We start from the raw sequence: 22,367 nt of genomic DNA, 5'->3' as shown, positions 1-22,367 counted from the left end.
GCCGCCCTATCCGTTGATTGGATACCCAACCGCTACCCAGGAGATTGACATGAGCAGCAGAAGCACCTCGTTTATCACGCCGTTGATCGCCGTCTGTGCGGCGGCGTTTGCGGCGGCGCCAGTACTCGCCGCAGACCCGATCGTCTTCACGAGTTGGGGCGGCACGACGCAGTCGTCACAACAAAAGAGCTGGGCGCAGCCATTCACGCAGGCGACCGGTATCAACGTGCTGATGGACGGGCCGACGGACTACGGCAAGTTGAAGGCAATGGTCGACAGCGGCAACGTCAATTGGGATGTGGTCGACGTCGAAGGCGACTTCGCGTATGCCGCGCAGAAGGCGGGTCTGATCGAGCCGATCGACTATTCGGTCGTCAACAAAGGCGAGCTCGATCCGCGCTTCGCGTCGGCCAGCGCGGTGGGCAGCTTCTACTATTCGTTCGTGCTTGGCTACAACAAGGCGAAGTACACGGCCGCACAACCGTCGGCCTGGGCTGACGTGTTCGACACCAAACGTTTCCCCGGCAAGCGCACGTTCTACAAGTGGTCCGCACCAGGCGTGCTTGAAATCGCACTGCTCGCCGATGGCGTGCCGCAGAACAAGCTGTATCCGCTCGATCTCGATCGGGCGTTCAGGAAGCTCGACACAATAAAGAGTGACATCGTCTGGTGGAGTGGCGGCGCGCAGTCGCAGCAGTTGCTCGCCTCAGGTGAAGCACCGATCGGCATGTTCTGGAATGGCCGCCTGCATGCGCTCGAACAGACGGGCGTGCCGGTCGGCATTTCATGGAGCCAGAACCTGACGGCTGCCGACATGCTGGTAATTCCGAAGGGCGCCAAACACAAGGCCGAAGCGATGAAGTACCTGGCTGCTGCGACGAGTGCGCAGGCACAGGCAGACTTCGCAACGGCAACGGGTTATGCGCCAGTCAACGTGAAGTCCGCAGCGCTGATGTCGCCGTCGGTCGCGAAAACGCTGCCCGATCAGTACAAGACGTCGCAGATCAACCTCGACATGAAGTACTGGGCCGAGCATCGTGACGAGATCGCTGAGCGCTGGTATGCATGGCAATCGAAGTAACCGAGCCGCGGAGCTACGCGTCGCTGCCCGGGAGTCGTCATGCCTAATGCTTTGAGTGTTCAGCGCCGCTTATAGGCAACCTCGTATGCAATAGGGGTGTTCTAACAAGCCGACGGTGGGGCAAGGAGCGCAGACATTTTCGAGTATTCGATTGCTGACGTGTGTACCGCTAACCGGCGCCAGCTAGGACATATTCGCGTTCCTGGCGCCGATCCTCGTGTGTCGTCGGCTCCTCTGCCAAGACATTGATGTAGAGCTCGGGTTACTGATGTGTGACGCGTTTACCAACAATAGACTGCTTACAAAGACCTCCAATGAAGACCATCCAGAATCTATCCATTGCCGGAAAGATAAGTCTCGCATTTTTCAGTGCAATCTTTGCCTTCGTAGTGAGCGCGGGTATCTGCTTATCCAGCGTCCGGGCTATCGACCAAAAGCAGAAAGAGATTGAGGCATCGGAACAGATACTCCTCTTGCTAACGGATGGAACAGCGGACTATCTGAATATCGTCTGGGCTGTTCTGGCAAACAACCTGAACGGCAAAGCCGGGCACAAGGAATGGATTGTCAAGCACGGTGGCGATTTCGCCACGAGACTATCCGCGTTGCGGCCGATAGACGGTACAGCCTTAGGCGCGAGACTTGCCGACGAGTGCCAGAAACAATACGACGCATGGCTCCAGACTGTCGTCGGCCCTCTCGTGGACATGCGAAAGAAAGTGGACGAGTTTTCAGTCAATGTGAGTGACCTGTCCGGACTGACCGAAGGCTTCGGTTCGTACCTTGGAACCGAGAAGCTAATAGCGGCCATCGACAAGCTGGATGATTACGAGAAAGGGCGGATGTTGGCGAGCCGGAATGAACTCGATTCGCTGCGCATCAGGATGTATGTAACGATCCTATCCACGTCCTTGATTGCGGTAATTGCCGCCATTCTCGCAGGTGGTTGGCTTGCCCGCACTGTGTCCCGTCCACTGAAACAGGCCGTGATTGTGGCAACGCGTGTCACCGAGGGTGACCTGACGACTCGCATTGTGGCGTCGTCAACCGATGAAACCGGCCAACTGATGTTGAGTATGAAAGCAATGAACCAAAGCCTGCTAAGAATTGTGGGGGGCGTGCGGACCGGTGCCGATAGCATCGCCACCGCTTCGAGCGAGATAGCGGCTGGCAACTTCGATCTCTCCTCTCGCACTGAACAACAGGCAAGTTCGCTTGAAGAGACCGCGGCCAGTATGACGCAATTGACCGAAACCGTGAGACAGAACTCAGATAATGCGCGACAGGCCAACACACTGGCCGTGCGTGCCTCCGGCATGGCCGACGCGGGGAATGAGGCGGTACTGGGTATGATTCAGACAATCGGGCAAATCAGTGGCAGCTCGAACAAGATTTCCGAGATCACCGGCGTGATCGAAGGCATCGCATTCCAGACGAATATCCTTGCGCTGAACGCGGCTGTTGAGGCTGCTCGGGCCGGCGAAGAGGGACGTGGATTTGCCGTGGTCGCGAGCGAGGTACGTAGCCTGGCTCAACGCTCGGCCACTGCTGCAAAGCAGATCAAGGAGCTGATCGGCTCGTCGGTCGAGATAATTCAGAACGCCGCGAAGCAGGCAGATGACGTGGGTGCGACGATGGGGCAAGTCAACCTGGCGATCAAGCAGGTCTCCGACATCGTCGGTGAAATTGCTGCTGCGTCCGAGGAACAGAGCCGCGGCATTGAGCAGGTCAATCTGGCTGTCAACCAGATGGACGAGGTCACGCAACAGAACGCTGCGCTCGTGGAGGAGGCCGCCGCCGCGGCTCGGTCTCTCGAAGAACAGGCGAATGACCTGAAAGACGCCGTGGCTGTGTTCAAGCTCGCCGACATGGATGTCACCATGTCGCGATTCAGTGCTTCGTAAAGGAAATCGCGCATTCCCTTGCTGAAGGCATTAGCTGCAAACCAGAAAGCGAACGCAAATGGCCTAACGTTCGGCGGATATCTATGCGAAATCGGATGTATGTGAGCGGCGATTTCCGTGAACTCTGGACGCGATATCGGCGCATGCGGGCGATTGATCTCGAGCGGCACGGTATATGGCCGAGTGATTCACCATGAGCGCCTCTGCCGCCTTCTGCAGACGCCCGCATCGCGCGATTTCGAGTACCACCGAAATATGGCGAAGCTTCAGTGGGCGGCATAGGTTCACGCTCGCGACGCTTACTGAAAAGCGTCCAGTGCATTGGCCGCCACGAAGAGGGCGATCGTCTGCTTCACATGCGAACGGATGTCGCCGCGGACCTCATCAAGACTCTCGCCCATCAAGGCTCTCATGAGCATGGGCGAGACGATCGCGTCGAGGATCTGGGTTGCAAGGGCGCGCGAATGTCGCTTGGCTTGAGCGCGCGCCGGGGGATCGAGCGTGCGCCCGGAGTGCTCCGCGATCATCGTCGCCACCGCTTCTATTGCGCGCAACCTGCCGGCGTCGCTCGTCAGTTTCGCCAGCGTTGGAAACCGCGGCGCATCCGCGACCACCAGTCTGATCAATCCAATCACCTCGTCGCTGAGCAATCTCGTGACAAGCGTCTGCGTCACCGAGACCAGCCGTGGCGCAAGCGCCACTGATTGCGGCGCTTCAAACACGAGATGCAGGCTGCGTTCGCAGGTTCGTTTGACCACTTCTGCAAATAGCGCTTCCTTGCCGCTATACCGGCTGTAGAGTGTCGCCTTGCCGGCGCCCGCCGCCTCGGCGATGCGTTCGAGCGACGCCCCGCCAAAGCCGTCCTGAAGGAACACGGACGTGGCGGCATCGAGAATCCGCTCTTCGACGTCGCCCGCCATTGCGTTCGACGGCCGGCCTTTCTTGCGTGAAAACATCGACCTGATCGGGCAGGACGCCGTCTCTGCATCAACACTTTTCGGGGTACGTCCCACAACTGCTCCTTGCACGAAATCTCAAGGTCGGATTATCGCAGGCTTTTTTAATAGAACGATACCGTTCCGTTCTATTGTAGAATGCATCTCAATATTATTTTGGAGAGTGCAATGGCCGGAAGTGAAAGCGAAAACAGCACGCCCTCCGGCGGAAACAAAGCCGATGGCGACCACGCGGCAGCGGGCGAAGCGCAGGAACAGGAAACTTCCCAGCCGATGGACCCGCGGCGCAAGCGCCTGAACGCGATCATCGGCGGGGCGGGGCTGCTGGTCTGCGTGGCCGCGGGCGTTGGGTACTGGCTGCATGGCAGGCACTATGAAAGCACCGACGACGCATTCATCGATAGTAATCAGAGCCAGATCGCGTCGCAGGTGAGCGGGCGTGTCGTCGAACTGCTGGTCACCGATAACCAGCACGTCGAGAAAAACCAGCCGCTGCTGCGAATCGACCGGCGCGACTTTGAAGTCAAGCTCGAACAAGCCGAAGCGCAGGAAGCGAATGCGGTTGCACAAGTCGCGCAGGCGCGTGCCGACCTGCTGTACCAGACGGCAAACCTGGCGCAGCAGGCAGCGCAAGTGCGGGTCGCGGAAGCAGACCTGACGCAGGCAAAACAGGATCTGGCGCGGTTCACGGGAACGGATCCCGCTGCCATCACGCGCCAGCAGCTCGAACAAAGCCAGGCGACGACCAAGAGCGCGTTCGCCAAGCTCGACAGCGCCAAACAGGCGGTCCAGGCCGGCGAGGCACAGGTTGAGTCGCAGAAAACGAAGATCGACGCCGCGCAGGCGTCGGTGCGCCAGAACCATGCCGATGTCGACAATGCAAAGCTGCAACTGAGCTACACGGAAGTGCTCGCGCCGCAAGCAGGGAAGGTGACGCGCCGCACGGTGAACCTCGGCAACTACGTCACGCCGGGGCAGGCGCTGGTTGCAGTCGTTCCCGACGAGATGTGGGTCACGGCCAACTTCAAGGAAACGCAGCTCGTGCACATGAACGTGGGACAACCGGTTGATGTCACTGTCGACGCCTATCCGGACAAGGTCCTTCATGCGCACGTGCAGAGTCTGCAGCGCGGGACAGGGTCCGTCTTCAGCAGCCTGCCCGCGGAAAACGCAACGGGTAACTACGTGAAGGTCGTGCAACGCCTGCCCGTGAAGATCGTCTTCGACGGCGACGACTGGCGCCACCTGCCGCTCGCGCCCGGCCTCTCGGTCAGCCCGCGCGTGACGGTGCGATAACCATGGCCTTTACCCAGGCTCAGCACATGGCGTTACCGAGGTCGGCGGCGGGGCCGTTCAACCCGTGGCTGATCGCGGTCATCGTGTCGATCGCGACCTTCATGGAAGTGCTCGACACCACCATCGCCAACGTGGCGCTCCGGCACATCGCCGGCGGCCTTGGCGCGAGCCTCGACCAGAGCACCTACATTACGACCAGCTATCTCGTGAGCAACGCGATCGTCTTGCCGATCAGCGGATGGCTTGCGAACGTGATCGGCCGCAAGCGCTTCTACATGATTTGCGTGCTGCTGTTCACGATCAGTTCGGTGGCATGCGGGTTCGCGACAACGCTGCCGATGATGATCGTCTTTCGCGTGCTTCAGGGACTGGGCGGCGGCGGCCTGGCTCCGGTCGAGCAAAGCATCTTTGCGGACACGTTCACGCCCGAAAAACGTGCGATGGCGTTCGCGCTGTACGGCTTCACGGTTGTCACGGCGCCTGCTATTGGACCGATGCTGGGCGGCTGGATCACCGAAAACTATTCATGGCATTGGGTGTTCCTGATCAACCTGCCCGTCGGCATAGTGTCGCTGGTGCTGACGTGGATGTTTGTGAGCGACAGCAAGCTGGTGCAGCAGGAGCGGCGGCAACTGCTCGATAAAGGCCTGCGGATCGACTACCTGGGCTTTTTTCTCGTTGCGGCCGGTTTCGGCAGCCTGCAGATCGTGCTCGACAAGTTCGAGCGCGAGGACGGGTTTTCATCGAATTTCATCTGCTGGTTCACGGCGATCGCGTGCGTATCGCTGATCGCGCTGGTGATTCGCGAACTGACCACCGAGCAGCCGATCGTGAACCTGCGGCTGTTCAAGTCGCGCGCTTTTGCCATCAGTTGCAGTGTGATGTTTGCGTTCGGTTTCATCATCAACAGCACGACGCAGATGCTGCCGCAATTTACGCAGGAACTGCTGGGCTATGACGCCACCAACGCGGGCCTGACGCTGGGTCTGGGCGGCCTCGTCACGCTGTTCATCATGCCGATAGCAGGCGTTGTGACCGGGCGCCTGTTCCAGCCTAAATGGCTCGTCATGATGTCGCTCGCCGGCACCGGCTTCGCGCTGCTTCATACCGCGGGACTCGACTTGAACATCGGCTTCTGGGATGTATCGTTGTCGCGGCTCTATCAGGTCATCTGGCTGCCGTTCCTCTTCATTCCGCTTTCGACGGTGCAGTTCATCGGCATCCCGCCGAAAGAGAACAACAATGCGTCGGCGCTGATCAACATGATGCGCAACCTTGGTGGCAGTTTCGGCGTGTCGCTGGTGACGACGCAACTCGCGTGGCGGGAACAGTTTCACCATGCAAGGCTCGCCGAGCACATCACGCCGTACAACGGCTTTGTCAGCTCGCTTGGATCGATCGCCTCGACGGTCGAGCAGCAGGCGTCGGTCATGAGTTACCTCGACGTCTTCATCATGCTGGGTGTGATCTCGCTCGTGCTGGCTCCCATTTGTTTCTTTTTGCCTAAGCTGCCGAAGGGGGCACAGGTCAATGCGCATTGATTATCGATGGATTCCGTTTGTAGCCTTCTTGTCCGCCTGCACGATGGGCCCCGACTTTCAGCGCCCTGCATTGCAGACGCCGGCACAATGGCCCGACGCGCCGGCCACTACCGACGCAGTTCGTTCGGTCGCGGTGCCTGAGCCCGTTGATCCGCTATGGTGGAACAGCTTCGGGGATCCGCTTCTGACCGAGCTGGTCACGCGCGCCATGGACAGCAATCTCGATCTCAAGATCGCAGCGACGCGGCTCGCCGAGTCGCGGGCGCAGTTCGGGCAAGCGAAAGCGGACGAGCTCCCTACGTTGAACGGCAACGCGTCCTACACGCGTGAGCTTCAGAGCGCCGATGGCGTCATCGGCCTGCTCGGGGGCAGCGGGTCACCGTCAGCCACCGATACCAACGGGCTGGGCGGACGACAGGGCGGGATACCGACGCAAAGCGCGACATCGAGCGCATTGCCGCCATTCAACCTGTATCAATACGGCTTCGATGCATCGTGGGAACTCGATCTCTGGGGCCGCGTGAGGCGCACGGCAGAAAACGCAAGCGCCACAGTCGATGCTCAAAACGAAGCGCGGCATGATGCGATCGTGTCGACGGCGGCCGAAGTCGCTCGCGATTATCTGAACCTGCGTGGAACGCAGCAAAAGCTTCGCATCACGAAGGAAAATCTCGCGTTCGCCGAGCGTACCGTGCAGCTGACGAACGAGCGTGCCAAGCATGGACTCGCTACCGATCTCGATGTCGCCAATGCGCAAAGCCAGGCCGAGTCGAACGCCGCGGATATTCCGCAGGAAGAGCAGCAGGAGGCGAAGCTGATCAACGCGATCGGGGTCTTGCTTGGCGAGTTTCCGCGAACGCTCGCGGAGAAGCTGAAGGAAACGCCGGACGCGCCTGTGGTGCCGCCGCGCGTGCCGATCGGGCTTTCATCGGAACTCGCGAGGCGCAGGCCGGATATCCGTGAAGCGGAAGCACAGCTTCATGCGGCGACGGCGAACATCGGCGCGGCGAAGGCGGATTTTTTCCCGAAGATCACGCTGTCGGGAAGCGTCGCCATTCAGGCGACGCAATTCACGAATCTCGGTAGCTGGGGCGCGCGCAGCTATAGCGCGGGGCCGAGCCTTTCGATTCCTATTTTCGAGGGCGGGCGCCTGCGTTCCACCCTCGCCTTGAGGGAGGCGCAGCAGCAGGAGGCGGCGATCACGTACCGCAAGACGGTGCTCTCGGCGTTCCAGGAAGTCGATGACGCGCTGACAGGCTTTACAGCCGAACAGCGTCGCCGGGACCGGCTGGATGCAAGCGTGCAAGCGTCGAAGCGTGCGTTGGATATCGCAAATCAGCGCTATATCCGGGGTCTGTCGAATTACCTGGATGTATTGACGGCACAAAAAACCTTGCTGACGAACGAGCAGCAATGGGTCGACAGCACGGCGACGGTATCGACGAACCTCGTCGCGCTATACAAGGCGCTGGGCGGCGGGTGGGATGCGGAGGCTGGGCAGGACGCCGGCAGCGGCGTAGTGTCCACGGCCGGGCGGGAATGAAGTCGAACGATTGATGTTTTATAAGTTGTCCGGCCGATGCGCGAGCAGCGCCGGCATCGGATTGTCTCGACCGTCACGATCGCTCCGCGCTCGCGTCGATCACGAACCATCTGCTTTCTGAGCAAATGCGCGTCCTCTCCACTAGCACGGCGCTGACGCTTTAACGCGACAGCGCAGCTAGCTCAATACGCGAACGTGCAACCGGTGCGACCGGAATGAAGCGCGAACGCACGGTCGATGCAAGCCGCGATCGACCATCCTGACTCAACTCCCCATTTCACCTTCGGTCGTCCCATGGGCAACCTGGTATCCGTTGATGCCACGGTTCGTCCGTCAAATCTTCCCAGCGAAGTATTCGCCTCGCAGCATCAACAATCTTGCTTTGATCGACGAAAAGGGGCGACCCGCAACGACAAAGCCGTGCATATCAAAGTTGTTGGTAAAACGACATTAAAAAACCTAAAACGAACATTAAGCGATCGTTTACTAACCATCAGTCGTACGATAACTGTCGTGTTGTATCAAGTAATTTTTTCAAAATTCCGGTAATAAAGCGTCGTTTTCCCCACAAAACTCACGTTTTTACCTATTGGGACGACGCTTTCTAGTGGTACGATGACTGAATCGTAAATCGAAACAATATTCGAATACGAACATCACAGTGAACCGGATGGAGAGATCTGTTCCGGCGGACCAGAACGGAAGGAGACGGGTTTGAAAAACAAAATCGGCTTGCGTTGGTGGATCATCGCGCTCGTGTGTCTCGGCACGATCGTCAACTACCTGTCGCGCAACGCACTCGGCGTGTTGGCCCCGCAGTTAAAGACAATGCTGCATATGAGTACGCAACAGTACTCGTATGTCGTCGGCGCGTTTCAGGTGGGCTACACGATCATGCAGCCGGCATGCGGAGTGATCATTGACCTGATCGGGCTTCGCATCGGCTTTGCCATATTCGCTTGCCTCTGGTCCCTGGTTGGCTGCTTTCATGGTTTTGCCGGCAGCTGGGTTTCGCTCGCCGCACTCCGAGGGCTGATGGGCTTGTCCGAGGCAGTCGCGATTCCGGCGGGCATGAAGGTGGTGGCCGAATGGTTTCCCAACAAGGAGAAGTCCATCGCGGTCGGGTACTTCAATGCGGGCACATCGCTGGGTTCGCTGTTGGCGCCGCCGCTGGTCATCTTTCTCTCGCTTCGCTATGGCTGGCAGACCGCTTTCGCGGTAACCGGCGCACTCGGTTTCGTCTGGGCTGCGTTGTGGTACCTGTTCTATCGCTCGCCGGCGGATCACCCAAGGATCTCGCAGAAGGAACGCGACCATATCATTGGCGGGCAGACGAGCATCGTTGGTCCGGGAAAGCACGGCATCAAGCAAGTGCTGAGCACGCGCCGCTTCTGGGCGATCGCTCAAGCGCGCTTCTTCGCGGAACCGGCCTGGCAGACCTTCAGTTTCTGGATTCCGCTTTATCTCGTCACCGAACGCCACATGGACCTCAAGGAGATCGCGCTGTTCGCATGGCTGCCCTTTCTAGCGGCCGATATGGGCGGTTTGTTCGGTGGTTACCTTTCTCCGTTCCTGATGAAGCATCTGCGCGTGCCGTTGATCTGGTCGCGTATCGCAGGCGTCGCGCTCGGCGCACTCATGATGATTGGGCCGGCTTGCATCGGATGGGTCGCTTCTCCCTATCAGGCCATCGCGCTGTTCTGCGTGGGCGGCTTCGCTCACCAGATGATCTCGGCGCTCGTGAATACGCTGAGCGCGGACGTCTTTGAACCCGGCGAAGTGGGAACGGCCAGCGGCTTCGCCGGCATGGCGGCGTGGATCGGCGGGCTTGGTTTCTCCCTGCTCGTCGGCGCCCTGGCCGACACGATTGGTTATAAGCCGCTATTTGCCGCACTGGGCGCATTCGACCTGATCGGCGTGACGCTGCTGGTGATCCTGATGCGCGGTTACGCGCGCACATCCCGGCAACTTCCGGGCGATCACGGCGCGAGTACAGCCGTTTAATCCAACCTCATCCAACCTCATAGGTGTGAGATGGCAACACTCAACATTCGGCCTCGCTTTGCGCTTTCCGGTCACGCCGGTAACCACCTCGAATTGACGGCGGACACCGGCTGCCGGATCGAACTGTTCGTCCTTGCCGACGACATCATTCGCGTGCTCGTGCTGCCCGAGGGCGAACTTCGCGGACCCCGCACCTGGGCGATTGCGCCCGGGATGGAAGACACGGCGGTCGACGGCCGCGAGCGCCGCGACATGAGCGGCTTCAGCGACACGCACTACACGGTAGTGAACGCAGCGCAGCGGCTTGTGGTTGAAACCGCCTGCATCCGTCTTACCGTCGAGCACGACGGAGGATTCTGTTCGTGGGAAGTGCTCAAGGACGGGACGTGGCATCGCGTCTTGAGCGATCGCCGGACCCAGGCGTACAACTTCGGCTGGTGGGACTCACGGGTCTATCACTACGTCGAGCGCCAGCGCGGCGAGATGTACATCGGACTGGGTGAGCGCGCCGGGTCGCTTGACCGAGCGAACCAAAGCTACGAGATGCGCAACATCGACGCGATGGGTTATAGCGCCCGCACGACAGATCCTCTGTATAAACACATCCCGTTCTACGTGACGTGGCAGCCGGAAACGGCCACGGGATGGCCTGTTCTACGACACGCTCGCCGACTGCCGTTTTGACATGGGCCGCGAGCTGGACAATTACCACGGCGCCTATCGGCATTTCATTGCCGAACACGGGGATCTCGACTACTACTTCATCGCGTCCCCCGCCACGCCGCTTTCGGCGGTGCGGCGCTTTACGTGGTTGACGGGGCGCCCGGCCTGGATGCCGAAGTGGGGGCTCGGTTATTCCGGTTCGACCATGAGTTACACCGACGCACCCGATGCGCAAGAGCGCATGGGCGAATTCATCGAGCGGTGCAGCGAGCACGACATTCTGTGCGACTCGTTTCATCTGTCCTCGGGCTACACGTCAATAGGCGCGAAACGCTACGTCTTCAACTGGAATCACGACAAATTTCCGGACATCGAGGCTTTCGTCAGCGGCTATCTCGAGCATGGCGTGCGGTTGTGCGCCAACATCAAACCTTGCCTGCTGCAAGATCACCCGGCCTTCAAGGAAGTCGATGAAGCCGGGCTCCTCATTCGCGCCCGAGACGGCAGTCCCGCGTGGGTGCAGTTCTGGGACGAGGTCGGCGCGTACCTCGACTTCACGAACCCCGCGACGATCGACTGGTGGAAAGCGCGGGTCAAGGACAGCTTGCTGCAATACGGCATAGCGGCCACCTGGAACGACAACAACGAGTTCGAGATCTGGACGCCGGACGCCATGGCGCATGGCTTTGGTAAGTCATATCCGGCGCAGCAGGCAAAGGTGCTGCAGACCCAGTTGATGATGCGCGCATCAAGAGATGCACAGCGCGAACACGCGCCGGGCAAGCGTCCGTTCCTGGTCTCGCGCTCCGGTGGCGTTGGCATGCATCGATACGTGCAGACATGGTCGGGCGACAACACCACCTCATGGGAAACATTGCGCTACAACCTGAAGATGGGCCTGGGTCTCGCGATGTCGGGCGTGTCGAACACGGGGCATGACATTGGTGGGTTTTCGGGGCCCGCGCCGGAGCCGGAACTGTTCGTGCGCTGGGTGGCGTTCGGCATATTCCTGCCGCGTTTCAGTATTCACTCATGGAACGACGACGGCACCGTGAACGAGCCATGGATGCATCCGGCGCTCACCCGTCAGGTGTCCGATCTGATCAAGCTGCGGTATCGCCTGATTCCCTACCTCTACGAACTGCTGTGGCAGTCGCATAGCGCCTATGAACCGGTGATGCGGCCGCTCTTCGCGGAGTTTCCCGGCGATCCGAACTGCCTCGCCGACGGCGACGACATGATGCTCGGCGCTTCGCTGCTGGTGGCGCCCGTCGTGGAATCAGGACAGACGACACGCGAAGTCTATCTGCCCGCCGGCTCGCGCTGGGTCTCCTACTGGAGCGGGGAAGCATTCGAAGGCGGCGAGACCATCCGCTTGCCTGCGCCTTTCGACCAACCCGTGATGCTGATTCGTGAAGGCGGCGTGATCGCGATGAATGTGGCCGAACAACACTTCGCACGTCCCGCCGATGAACGCGCGTTCATCGTCGTGCCGTTCGCGGGTGAGGGCGTCGCGCGTGGCGGCTGTGTTGAAGACGACGGCGAAAGCGAGGCGTGGCGCACCGGCGAGCAGGGGCGATGGAACGTATCGATAGAAACCACGGCGCAAAGCCTGCTTCTTTCCGTCACGCGGGTGGGGCAGATGCCTAGTGAGCAATCGCATGTGCGGGTACTGATACCCGGTTGTGAGACGCGTCCTGTCACGTGTGCGGGGGCTGTACTGATGGCTGAAGAATCGTCTGCCGGATGGCGGAGCCTGACCGTTCGAATCGATTGACACTCAGCATGACGAGCTACTCAATGAACAAAAAGAGACTTCCGGGCCGGCGCTATTTTTAAAGCAGTACGCGAGTTCAGATCGTAGAAACTTTGGGAAACACTTAGTTAGGCTGAGTATTAATATTTTTTCGACAGGAGATGGAGAGATGAGTATGAAAAAAATAGCGCTTCACCGAGGCGTAGTGACGGGACTGTGTGCAGCCGTCTCGTCTGTTGTTCCGATCGCGGCGCACGCTCAGAGCAGCGTGACGTTGTATGGCGCTATCGATAACGGTTTTACCTACAGCAGCAATCAAAAGGGTAACCACAATTTCTACATGAGTCAGGGCAGCCTGAACGCGAGCAAGTTCGGCTTTCTTGGTTCAGAAGATCTGGGTGGCGGTCTAAAAACGATCTTCCGGCTCGAAGCCGGCTTCAACTCTCAAACTGGCGCTGCCAGCTCGTCCGGTTATGAGTTCAACCGTCAGGCATACGTAGGATTGAGCGATCAGCAATACGGTACGTTCACAGTGGGTCGCCAGTACACGCCGTACTTCAACTTCGTCGGCGCGCTGGGTCCGACCGGGTACCTGACGGGTGCCACCGGTGCGCATCCGGGTGACCTGGACGCACTCGACACCACCTTGCGATTCAATAATTCGCTTACCTACACGTCGCCGTCGATTCGTGGCTTGCAAGGTAGCGTGCAGTACGGTTTAGGCGGTGTGGCCGGGAGTTTCTCGCAAGGCAATACGCTGAGCGCGGCGCTTCGTTATGAGATGGGTCCTTTCAAGGCCGCGGTTGGTTTCAATCGCCTGAACGATCTTTCCACCAGCAACGCGGTGGGCACCGTAGCCGACAACTCGCCCGTCAATGTTGCATACGCCAGCGCGGAAACCAACCAGATGGTGGCGGCGGCCGCCCAGTACAAGTTCGGCAACGTGATGGTCGGGTTGAACTACTCGAACGTGGTGTATCGTCCGGGCTCGGGATCGGCTTTCCAGCAGACGGCTGTATTCAACACCTATGGTGCGATCTCAACCTACCAACTGACGCCGGCGATCTTTTTGGCCGCCGGATATAGTTATACGCGGGCGAGCGAGTCGAATGGCATTTCGGATTCGGCGCGTTATAACCAGTTCTCGTTCGAGCAGACTTATTCACTATCGGCCCGGACCTGCGTCTACTTCCTCGAGGCGTATCAGCACGCCAGCGGCAAGGCGCTCGCGTCGAACGGCACCTCGATTGTCAACGCGGTGGCGGTGGTCGGCGATTCGCAAAACGCGACACCTTCATCGGGACCTTCCCAGTTCGTGGGTACTATCGGCCTGCGCCACTTCTTCTGAAGTGGATTTTCCGGAGTACGCGTGGGGTGATCTGGCCGGCAGCATGAATGTAAGCCATGCTGCCGATTTATCTCCGTCGCGTGGCCCCGCAGGGTGACTTCGAGTTGCGTCGCGTGAGCCCACAGGTTGCGACCGTAGGCGAGACGCAAATCGATTGCGGCTTGCTCGCGCAACGCCTCGGGACTCGCTGTTTCGAGCCACCGGCGGGTAGTGTCCGGATCCCCGGTGCTCAGGGCCTGGTACGCTGAGAACACGGAGCGTCGAGGTGGCGATACACGAATGTCCTGATGGGTCGAGACCACGTAGCCGAGCCCCTCGCCCCGGTACACCACGTTGTCCCACGCAAGCGGTACGCCCGGCATTTCGTCCGGCATGCCGTCGATCAGGAAATTCGAAACATGTGCGGCAGCGCAGATCCAGAGCGCACGGTTGCTTCAACTGCGCGCGAGTTGAAGGCGCGTATCGGCAAAGTGGATGTGTCCAGGCGGGGCGCTTAGTACTTGTGATCGACCAGGGATCGGAGCGCAGGGTCAATGATGCGTGTCTCGGCGCCAAGCCACTATTCAGCAAGCCGCTAATCCAGGACCGGAGCTTCTTCTGCTAACGGCGAAGATACGCCACGACGCGCTTCGTTCTCCGCTTCGTTCTCCTTTCCTCCCGTGACTTCTCCGTGGTCGGAGCGAACCCGCCCAAGGAGTGCAAAGACCAGAACGGCAGCAATCAAGGTCAGAATAATTGCTACCCAGAGAAGCTTCTTGAACGCAAGATCATAGGCCAGGAGCAGGTGCGCGTGATCGAAGCCCGAAAGGATCGATCCGGCTTTTGCCAGCGTTCCGGCGGCGAGTTGCGCCGCACCTGATGCCAGGGAATCCGCATTCTGATCGGGCCTGATGTCGGTCAGGGTTTGCCGAGCGAAAAACGCCAGCAATGAACCCACAATGGCCATGGCAGTGCTATCGATCGAGACGCGCAAAGCGCCAAAGATACCGACAGCCATCCCGGCTTTCTCGCTAGGGACAACGCTCACGGCAAGGTTGTCCATCAGCCCCCATGGAATGGCGGCGCCCAGACCGATCAGAAGCAGATCCACGCGCATCAGGATGCCATGATCTCCGAGCGGCACCTGGGTGAGTAGAAAGAGCCCTGCGACCGAGATAAGCATGCCCAGACCCGAGAGGATGCCAACCGGAATGAAACGGGTAAGCATCGCCGACAGGAATGGAATAAAAAGCAGCGGCGCTGAAAAATAAAGCATCAGTATTCCGGCATCCAGGGCATTGAGCCCTTCGATCCCGATGAACCGCAGCGGCAAAATGACGAGCAGCGCAATATATGAATACGCTGTCGCGAGCGGCAGAAGTTGCGCGCCTACGAAACGCGGATAGCGAAACAGGCTGAGATCGAGCATGGGATTCAAGACTTTCGTCTCGATCACAATAAACAGGACCAGCACCAGAGCGCTCGCCGCGAAGAGTCCCAGGACAAGGGGGCCTGTCCATCCATGCACCGGGGCTTCAACGACCGCGAAAGTGAAGAGCGTCAGCATGAGCGTGAAGGTGCCGGCGCCGGCCCAGTCGAGACCATGCACCGACGCATTCTTGCTGTCCGTCATGAAGAAAATGCACAAGATCAGTGCGATAAAACTGATCACCGCGCTGCTGAGAAAGACCGCGTGCCAGTTGTAAAAAGCGATCAGGATGCCGGCAAGGGTCGGGCCGAACGCGAGGCCTGCGCCAAACGCGATGCCGATAAGACTAAAAATCCTGACGCGTGCGGGACCTTCAAATTCCTGGGCCAGCATCGACACACCGCCGGCATAGGCACAGGCAGCCGCAAGACCATGCGGAACGCGAAGAAAATCAAGCCACAAAACGCTGGGTGCGAGCGGCATCACAAGCGAAACGATCGTCATGACCAACATGCCGACGAAGAAGATTTTCTTGCGGCCGTAGTGATCGGCAAGCGCACCCGCCACCATCAGGGTGCTGCCGCAGGCGAGCATGAACGCATTCGTGATCCAGGAAAGAGCAACAGTCCCTCCCGCAAGGTCACGACTGATGAAGGTTTGGGCAGCGGGTCCTGCCGAGAGACTCAAGGGCAAGCTGATACACGCCAAAATCACCGCAATGAGAACAAGGGCTTTGGCGCGCGTGGACCGCGGCGCTGTCGGGGAAGCATTCGTGGTGCGCTGGAGCATCGATAAGATTCCCTAAGGTTCATGCGATACAGGAATGGCGCAACGTCGCGTCTCCCGGGTCTGGGTTAGGGTGAATCCTAAGAGGATCAGCGTCATGGATAAAGAAAGGCAATCCGAATTCATCTGTCGGGAAACCCGAATAATGAAAAACTGACTGCATGCTGCGGCTTTCCTGCACGACACCGATGCTCATCTCCTTAGCCGACGATGAACTGATAGTCGATGAGAATGCGATGATTGGTATCGACGATAAAGACTTCGCGACCTGTGGCGACGACGGCGTCTTCCGTGCTCGACACCATGTGCCAGTCCACCATGACAGCGTCCTGCAGGGCGTGGACAGCGCTTACCCTGAAACGATGGCCGCCATCGCGGACATTCTTCTCGTGCGAGCCTGTGATGCGCTGCTCCAGCGCATCGAAGCCCTGGACTTCCCGGCTTCCCACGTAGTGGACGCCCTCCGGCGCCCAGAGTGCAGCGATGCTTTCGCGGCGTATTTGTGGATCGGTCTCGTTCCAGACGGCGACGTAGCGCTCCGCCAACTTTTCAGCTTCGTTCATGACAAGCTCTCCCTGGATAGTGGCTTTCTGCCGGGGCCGGCAGCACCATGGACTCGACTGTGCGCTTGAGTCGTGCCACGGTCGATGACCTCCGAGGTCATGAAGCATGAGTCAGGTCACCAGAACTTGACCTGCGGAGTCATGGCGAGGAGCCGGATATCTTGCTAGAGTAAAAATATGAACCTCCATATGAATGCCGATCCAGCGCCCTTCGGAATGTTGCTAAACCGTTGGCGGCAGCGCCGTCGGCTCACACAAATGGACCTGGCTGGCGCAGCCAACACCTCGACGCGGCATCTGAGCTATCTGGAAACGGGCCGCGCGCAACCAAGCCGGGAAATGGTCGTTCGTCTCGCCGAACACCTCGATGTGCCGCTTCGCGAGCGCAACCTGCTTCTTCTGGCTGCCGGTTTTGCGCCGGCCTATCAGGAGCGATCGTTTGAGGAACTCGCCGCTGCAAGGCAGGCGATCGAGCAGGTCATACAGGCGCACAAACCTTATCCGGCTTTCGCGGTCGACCGTCATTGGAACATCGTCCTGTCGAACGCTGTGCTGCCGCAGCTGTATGTGGATGTTGCCGCCGAGTTCCTGCGCCCACCGGTCAACGCAGTGCGCCTCATGCTTCATCCGCGAGCCATGGCGCCGCGGATCGTCAACCTTTCCGAGTGGCGCGCGCATGTGATCACCGTCCTGCGCCAGCAGATTGAAGCCAGGGCGGAGCCGGGCGTCCAGGCGCTACTCGCGGAGATCCTGGCCTATCCGCAGGTAGCGGCCGGAGCGGTTGAGGATGTCACCGAAGGCCCGGTGCGTTTTGCGACGCCGCTCAAGATCGCGACGGATGAGGGTGTTCTATCGTTCCTCAACACCACCACGGTCTTTGGTACGCCGACCGACGTCACTCTCTCCGAACTGGCGCTTGAAATGCTGTTCCCCGCCGACGGCGAAACCATTGCGATCGTGAGCAAGCTCACCGCGCACGATTGCGCGGCGAGGCCTTCCAACACCGATCAGTGATGTGACAGGCGAGGTTCTCCAATCGCTCTTTACAGGGGCGAAAAACACTGCCTCTCGCCGAGTGCGCCGATTATTTTATTCGTTTTACTAATCGATAGAGCGCGCACGCTATCGTCACCCGCTTCTTCCGCACTTATTCCAAACTCCGCAATGCCGCAGTAACACCTCATCTGCGCAGATCCAGGCCGGGGGCGCAATATCGACCGTCCGGTACTATTGCCGCCACGCTTGGCCTCGCGACCTGATATTCCACTTAGGAATATCAGAAGAAAGATTTTTGATTGCCTGAAGTTCAGCTTTTTACATAGACTGGATGAGCGTCAGGAGATTTCCTCTTTCTTCACATGTGCCGGCACGCGTGCCCGGCATTCTCCAACAGGAGAGATAGATGGACGACAGACCGGCTTCCAACACATCCACAGTCCGTTCGCTGGCCCTGATCGCGGTCGTCGTGGTCGCGCTGGTCGCCGCCTTCGCCTTTACGGCCGGCTGGCTCTCGCCGGGGCGTTTGACGCCGGCAAAGATCGTCAACGGTCTTGCGCCGCCGGGCGGCGCGGCTCTCGGCTTCCGGCGCAATCACGCCAAAGGCGTGTGCTTTACCGGCACTTTCGAATCGAATGGCGCGGCGGTGGCCTTGTCCAAAGCGCCCATGTTCGCGGCGGGCTCGTACCCGGTCACGGGTCGTTTCAACCTTGCTACGGCCGACCCTAAGGCGCCGGACGCCACGGTTCGGGTCCGGGGCCTGAGTCTACGCATCGTCGCACCGGATGGCAGCGAGTGGCGCTCGGCGATGATCGACGCCCCCATCTTCGCGGTCTCCACACCGCAGGCCTTCTATGCTTTGCTCAAGGCCGCGGGCGACAAGAGCGATCCGGACGCCATGAAGAATTTTATTGGCGCGCACCCGGAGTTCGGGGCGTTTGCGGCGTGGGCCGGCAGCGCACCGTGGACGGGCTCTTTTGCGCAGGAGCAGTACAACAGCCTCAACAGCTTTATCTTCACCGATGCCGCGGGACAGGATCAGGCCGTGCGCTGGTCTTTTGTGCCGGCCGCGCAGCCTGAGGCCGTCACCCCCGACCAGTTGAAGGCGCGTGGCGATGACTTCCTCGACGCGGATATCACGCAGCGCGTGCACAGCGCGCCGCAAAAATGGACGCTGGTCGTCACGGTTGCCAATCCCGGCGACCCGACTGCGGACCCCACCAAAGCGTGGCCGGAGGATCGACGCAAGGTGGAGGCGGGTACGCTGGTGGTCAACGCCATCGAACCTGAGCCGGACGGGCCGTGCCGAGATCTCAACTTCGATCCCACTGTTTTGCCGCCCGGCATGCACGTCTCGGACGATCCGTTTCCCGCCGCGCGCTCAGCCGCCTATTCGGTCTCGTTCAACCGGCGGACCGCTGAGGATAAGGACTATCCGCACACCCCGGCGGGAGGAACCACGCAATGACCCCGATCCACGATCGCTTCACACCGCTGCAACGTGTTCTTCACTGGCTCATGGCGATTTGCATTCTGGCGATGCTGTTCATCGGTGTCGGGATGGTGTCCACCATTCGCCCGGATTATCTGACGCTCGTGTCCATCCACAAGCCGCTGGGCATCGTGATTCTCGTGCTGGGGCTGATTCGCCTGGTAGTGAGGTTCAAGCGCGGCGCGCCACCGCTGCCGGCCGCGATGCCGGTACCGATGAAACTCGCCGCCCACCTTTCGCATCTTGCTTTCTACTTGCTGATGATTGGACTTCCGCTGATCGGATGGGGCATGCTGTCGGCGGCTGATTATCCCGTCGTGGTGTTCGGCGTACGCTTGCCGTCCATCCTGCCGCATAGCAACAGCCTGCACTCGCTGCTCTGGAATGCGCATAGGACGCTCGCGCTATGCTTCTTTGCGCTGATCGTGCTGCACCTGGCGGCGGCGCTTTTGCACGCGCTGGTCAGACGTGATGGTGTTTTTCAGACGATGGCGTCGTGGCGTTCAGGCGTCGGGCCTGACGCCTCTGGCGATCGGTGACCTTCGAGCAAGACGAATCTTTGACTATGGGCCGCTGCCGTTCGCGACGCGGTGCTTTGATGGCGTCCGGCAAGCCGCGCTTGAGTTCGGCCTCTCCCACGTGGATAGTGTTTCGGGCGCGGGACACGACGCGTGGCCAGAGTCCTGCGCTCAACCCGCACTGCAGAACAACTGCACGACCAGACTTCGCAGCCAACGATTTCCCGCTTCGTGATGATATCTGGCGTGCCAGTGCTGACGAACTGCAAAGCCATCAACAGGAACTGGACAGGGATGCACCGCGAGATCATTGACTTTCGCCAGCGTCTCACCAATGTGTCGAGGCAGAGTCGCAATCAGGTCGGTGTTTTTGATGATCGCTCCCAGCCCGAGGAACCCCGGCAACTCCAGCACCACGTCGCGCTCGATATGCTCGCGCACCAGCGCCTGTTCAAGTAGTTGCGCGCCCGTCCCCGCCGCGATCGCGACATGTCCCTCCGCGCGGTAATGCTTCAACCCAAGTTTGGCCCTCAGACGCGGGTGATGGCGATTCGTCAGACACACCCAATCCTGCATGTATAACTGCTGTTGGTAAATCCCACCGCCAAGCCAGGGCACGTGGCCAATCGCAAGGTCGGCTTCGCCAGATTCCAGTGCCCGTTCGGTATTGCCGTCGATACCCGCCGCTTCCAGGCGTATACCCGGCGCCAGCGCGCGCACGTGCGCCAGCATTCGTGGGAGCAGCGTGATGTGACTGGCGTCCGTCATGCAGATACGGAAGCGCCGTTTCGCCGTGGCGGGATCGAACGCGATTTCCCAGGCAGCGAAGCGCCGCAGCGATTCGAGAATCTCCCGGCACGGCCCGATCAGCGCATCGGCTTGTGGCGTCGGCGCCATCCCGCCCGGTGTACGTACGAACAGCGGGTCCTGCAGATGCTCCCGCAAACGGCCCAGCCAGATGCTGATCGTCGGCTGACTCTGTCCGAGCTGCTCGGCCACGCGGGTGACGCTGCGGACATCGTAGAGGAGATCAAACAACTGCAGCAGCTTCAGGTCAGGAAGTTCGGTCGAGTTCATAGGACTATTGCCTCTCGCAATGACGTCATTGTAATCATTGTATTGCCGATATGAACGCCGGCTCGTATCTTGATCTCCATGTTAAGGAGACTGCAGTGAAGATTGCGATTCTGGGTGCAGGGGCGCTGGGCTGCGCTATTGGCGCGGCGCTGACCGAAGGGGGCAACGAGGTCTGGTTGCTGAACCGCTCGGCGGCGCACGTGAAGGCGATGAGGCGTGACGGTCTAAAGGTGGACGATGCGAGCGGCTCCCGTCACGTGAAGGTCCGCGCCACGACACGGGCCGCCGAAGCCGGCGTCGTCGATCTGGTTGTCGTGCTGGTCAAGTCATTTCATACCGCCGCCGCGATGCGCGGCGCACTGGAACTAATAGGACCCGAAACGCTCGTCCTGTCGTTGCAGAACGGCCTTGGACACGAAGATGTGCTTGCCGACATCGTGGGTCGCGATCGGGTGCTGGCCGGCAAGACGTACGTTGGCGGGGTAATGCGCAATCCGGGGCACATCGAGTCCGGTGTCGCCGGCAAGGCTACCTACATCGGCGAGCTCGACGGCGGAATCACTTCCCGCGCGACGGCGATCGCTGAAACCTTTAACGCTGCCGGACTGGCCACCACGGTCAGCGACAACATTGTCGGCACGATGTGGGACAAGCTGCTGGTCAATGTCGCGACAGGCGCGCTGACCGGCGCCACCGGCCTGACCTACGGTCAACTCTACGACGAACCGGTTCTGAAGACGACGGCGCTTGCGGCGGTCGCCGAAGCGATGGCAGTCGCCCATGCCGCTGGCGTGACGCTCTCCACCACCGATCCTGAACGCCCGTGGGCCCTCGCCGGCGAAGGACTCTCGCCGGCGTTCAAGACCTCGATGCTGCAAAGCCTCGAAAAAGGATCCATCACCGAAATCGACTTTATCAACGGCGCGGTCGTGCGCTGGGGACAACGGCACGGCGTGCCGACCCCGGTCAACGCGACGCTGGTGGCCTGCATCAAGGGCATCGAGCGTGCCATGAGCGACCGACAACATGAGGAGACAACCGCATGAACGGCAGCAAGGCGTATCTGGAGCATGTCGCCATCTGGGTGAAGGACATTCACTGGCACATCCGCTTTTTCGAAGATGTTCTCGGCATGACGATGCGCGAGATCGACGGCACCGTCGAGGAACCCCGGCAGTACTGGACGCTCGGCGGCCTGCAATTCATCCATCAGCCGGACCACGACGGTCCTGAAGGCCGGCTCGGCCACCTGGGCGTGATGTGCGAAGACATGGAGGCAGCGCTGGCCGCCGCGCAACGCTATGACGTCAGCGAAATGCCACAAGGACGCAACTGGTTGCGCCTGCCGGACGGCCTCGCCGTCGAACTGATCCAGGCCAAGCCCGCCTCGTGCGTTGCGCGGGCGCTGGACATCAACCCGCGTGCGGAGGTGTGA

Annotated in this window: 17 protein-coding genes and 2 pseudogenes; 14 read left to right on the top strand and 5 right to left on the bottom strand. The window is 60.1% G+C overall.

Annotated elements, in window-relative coordinates; all coding sequences use genetic code 11:
- Nucleotides 1–49 precede the first annotated feature (49 nt).
- Complete coding sequence (locus FH08_RS0136560) at nt 50–1,081, top strand: ABC transporter substrate-binding protein (protein WP_031363088.1); 1,032 nt, start codon at nt 50–52, stop codon at nt 1,079–1,081.
- 272 nt (nt 1,082–1,353) lie between these two features.
- A complete protein-coding gene (locus tag FH08_RS54220) occupies nt 1,354–2,985 on the top strand; it encodes a methyl-accepting chemotaxis protein (protein WP_326929000.1) in 1,632 nt (543 codons plus the stop codon).
- Between the two features lie 299 nt (nt 2,986–3,284).
- Here the strand turns inward: FH08_RS54220 and FH08_RS0136550 are convergent, their stop codons facing one another.
- On the bottom strand, nt 3,285–3,941 hold the full coding sequence (locus tag FH08_RS0136550) for a TetR/AcrR family transcriptional regulator (RefSeq protein ID WP_035568304.1): 657 nt from the start codon (nt 3,939–3,941) through the stop codon (nt 3,285–3,287).
- A 168-nt stretch (nt 3,942–4,109) separates the two neighbouring features.
- On the opposite strand from FH08_RS0136550, the gene FH08_RS0136545 reads away from it, so the two are divergent.
- The 7 genes and pseudogenes from FH08_RS0136545 (at nt 4,110) to FH08_RS0136520 (ending at nt 14,092) form a co-directional block, all read left to right on the top strand.
- Complete coding sequence (locus tag FH08_RS0136545; RefSeq protein ID WP_051888801.1) at nt 4,110–5,237, top strand: HlyD family secretion protein; 1,128 nt, start codon at nt 4,110–4,112, stop codon at nt 5,235–5,237.
- Between the two features lie 2 nt (nt 5,238–5,239).
- The gene (locus tag FH08_RS0136540) at nt 5,240–6,778 is read left to right on the top strand and encodes a DHA2 family efflux MFS transporter permease subunit (RefSeq protein ID WP_051888800.1); all 1,539 of its coding nucleotides are present in this window, start codon (nt 5,240–5,242) and stop codon (nt 6,776–6,778) included.
- The gene (locus FH08_RS0136535; protein ID WP_051888799.1) at nt 6,768–8,321 is read left to right on the top strand and encodes an efflux transporter outer membrane subunit; all 1,554 of its coding nucleotides are present in this window, start codon (nt 6,768–6,770) and stop codon (nt 8,319–8,321) included. The genes FH08_RS0136540 and FH08_RS0136535 overlap by 11 nt, the downstream gene beginning before the upstream one ends.
- 237 nt (nt 8,322–8,558) lie before the next feature.
- On the top strand, nt 8,559–8,870 hold the full coding sequence (locus FH08_RS52205) for a hypothetical protein (RefSeq protein WP_152603006.1): 312 nt from the start codon (nt 8,559–8,561) through the stop codon (nt 8,868–8,870).
- 165 nt (nt 8,871–9,035) lie between these two features.
- Nucleotides 9,036–10,325, top strand: coding sequence for an MFS transporter (locus FH08_RS0136530; RefSeq protein WP_031363082.1), 1,290 nt, complete (start codon nt 9,036–9,038; stop codon nt 10,323–10,325).
- Nucleotides 10,326–10,355: 30 nt separating this feature from the next.
- A pseudogene (locus FH08_RS48910) lies at nt 10,356–12,765 on the top strand (TIM-barrel domain-containing protein).
- A gap of 148 nt (nt 12,766–12,913) precedes the next feature.
- Complete coding sequence (locus tag FH08_RS0136520; protein ID WP_031363081.1) at nt 12,914–14,092, top strand: porin; 1,179 nt, start codon at nt 12,914–12,916, stop codon at nt 14,090–14,092.
- 77 nt (nt 14,093–14,169) lie between these two features.
- On the opposite strand, the pseudogene FH08_RS54215 reads toward FH08_RS0136520, so the two are convergent.
- The 3 genes and pseudogenes from FH08_RS54215 to FH08_RS0136510 all read right to left on the bottom strand — a co-directional run.
- A pseudogene (locus FH08_RS54215) lies at nt 14,170–14,490 on the bottom strand (hypothetical protein); the annotation flags it as partial.
- Between the two features lie 176 nt (nt 14,491–14,666).
- A complete protein-coding gene (locus FH08_RS0136515; protein ID WP_075583428.1) occupies nt 14,667–16,289 on the bottom strand; it encodes an MFS transporter in 1,623 nt (540 codons plus the stop codon).
- 197 nt (nt 16,290–16,486) lie between these two features.
- A complete protein-coding gene (locus tag FH08_RS0136510) occupies nt 16,487–16,849 on the bottom strand; it encodes a nuclear transport factor 2 family protein (RefSeq protein ID WP_031363079.1) in 363 nt (120 codons plus the stop codon).
- Between the two features lie 177 nt (nt 16,850–17,026).
- Here FH08_RS0136510 and FH08_RS0136505 point away from each other — a divergent pair, with 177 nt between their 5' ends.
- The 3 genes from FH08_RS0136505 (at nt 17,027) to FH08_RS0136495 (ending at nt 19,876) form a co-directional block, all read left to right on the top strand.
- Entirely contained in the window at nt 17,027–17,863 is an 837-nt protein-coding gene (locus FH08_RS0136505) for a helix-turn-helix domain-containing protein (RefSeq protein ID WP_051888798.1), read from the top strand.
- A 388-nt stretch (nt 17,864–18,251) separates the two neighbouring features.
- Nucleotides 18,252–19,313, top strand: coding sequence for a catalase family peroxidase (locus FH08_RS0136500; RefSeq protein ID WP_031363077.1), 1,062 nt, complete (start codon nt 18,252–18,254; stop codon nt 19,311–19,313).
- Nucleotides 19,310–19,876: a cytochrome b gene (locus tag FH08_RS0136495; protein ID WP_051888797.1), complete on the top strand. Its 567-nt coding sequence runs from the start codon at nt 19,310–19,312 to the stop codon at nt 19,874–19,876. The genes FH08_RS0136500 and FH08_RS0136495 overlap by 4 nt, the downstream gene beginning before the upstream one ends.
- Before the next feature lie 150 nt (nt 19,877–20,026).
- Here the strand turns inward: FH08_RS0136495 and FH08_RS0136490 are convergent, their stop codons facing one another.
- Nucleotides 20,027–20,932, bottom strand: coding sequence for a LysR family transcriptional regulator (locus FH08_RS0136490; protein ID WP_031363075.1), 906 nt, complete (start codon nt 20,930–20,932; stop codon nt 20,027–20,029).
- Nucleotides 20,933–21,027: 95 nt separating this feature from the next.
- On the opposite strand from FH08_RS0136490, the gene FH08_RS0136485 reads away from it, so the two are divergent.
- Entirely contained in the window at nt 21,028–21,978 is a 951-nt protein-coding gene (locus FH08_RS0136485) for a ketopantoate reductase family protein (RefSeq protein ID WP_031363074.1), read from the top strand.
- A complete protein-coding gene (locus FH08_RS0136480) occupies nt 21,975–22,367 on the top strand; it encodes a VOC family protein (protein ID WP_031363073.1) in 393 nt (130 codons plus the stop codon). Before FH08_RS0136485 ends, FH08_RS0136480 begins: the two co-directional genes overlap by 4 nt.

It is taken from the genome of Caballeronia sordidicola, assembly GCF_000729995.1.
GTDB lineage: Bacteria > Pseudomonadota > Gammaproteobacteria > Burkholderiales > Burkholderiaceae > Caballeronia > Caballeronia sordidicola_A.
This window is presented reverse-complemented; position numbering and strand designations above follow the sequence as displayed.